The 1197-nt window shown below is 41.0% G+C and carries 1 protein-coding gene; it reads right to left on the reverse strand.

The window, feature by feature from the left end; translation table 11 throughout:
- A partial coding sequence (locus DSM106972_RS52615; RefSeq protein WP_233787906.1) for a condensation domain-containing protein occupies positions 1 to 1197 on the reverse strand: 1197 nt, incomplete at both ends.

Below are 1197 nucleotides of genomic sequence, written 5' to 3' on the forward strand. Positions count from 1 at the left end.
GTATTGAATCGGTAACGCAGGTAACGGTGAATCTGCTTCTAAACAAAAAGCTTGATATAGAGCGGATAATTCTTGAATAAATACTCCCATTGACCAACCATCAGAAACAATATGATGCATGGTCAGCAACAACACACTTTCTGATGCTGCTAACTGTAATAAAGTACACCTAACTAATGGCGCCTTCTCTAAGTTAAAGGGGGTAATTGCTTCGGTGTAAGCTTGTTGAGCAACTAAAGTTTCACGCTCTCTTAATTCCAGTTGTCGTAAGTCAACTAAATTGAAATTTATCGTGGCTTTTGGGTGAATTATTTGTACTGGCGTACCATTAACTGTTTGAAAGCTCGTGCGTAGTATCGAGTGACGTTGTATTATTTGCGACAATGCTTGTTTTAGGGCATCAATATTTAACTTCCCATTGATACGGAGAGAGAAGGGCATATTATAAGTTGCATTTGCTCCTTGAAGTTTGTTAAGGAACCATAGTCTTTCTTGTGCCCAGGATAGTGGTAACTGTTCTACTAAATCGGATGCATTGGTAATAGCAGGAAGACTTAACCCTTGATTGCTAATTCTTAATTGGTCTAAAGTCTGCCCTAGTTGTGCGATAGTGGGAGACTCAAAAATTGCACGTAGGGGTAGTTCAACCTGAAAAGCTTGCCTAATTCTCGATATTAATTGCGTTGCAAGTAGGGAATGTCCTCCCAATTTAAAGAAGTTGTCGTAGACGCTGACCTTCTGAACGCCTAATACATTTGTAAAGATGTTAGCAATAATTTCTTCGCTGGCTGTGCGGGGTGCTGTATATTCACTTTCTCGCTCCCACTCTCGATTAGGGGCTGGTAGTGCTTTGCGGTCTACTTTGCCGTTAGGCATCAACGGGAAGGTGCTTAATAGTATAAATAACGACGGCACCATGTATTCTGGCAGTTTCTTTTGAGTTAGTTCGCGTAGCTGTTTACTGGTAAGTGAATTTTCTTGGGCAACAATGTAGGCGACTAAGTATTTGTTACCAGGAATATCTTCTCTAGCAATGACTACGGCTTGTTGTATTTGAGGATGGGTTTGTAGGACTGATTCAATTTCTCCAAGTTCAATACGGAAGCCCCGTAGCTTTACTTGATTATCGATGCGACCGAGGTATTCAATATTGCCATCACTTAAGTAGCGGGCTAAGTCTCCTGTTCTATACAGACG

The sequence above is a fragment of the Dulcicalothrix desertica PCC 7102 genome, from assembly GCF_003991905.1.
Taxonomy (GTDB): Bacteria; Cyanobacteriota; Cyanobacteriia; order Cyanobacteriales; family Nostocaceae; genus Dulcicalothrix; species Dulcicalothrix desertica.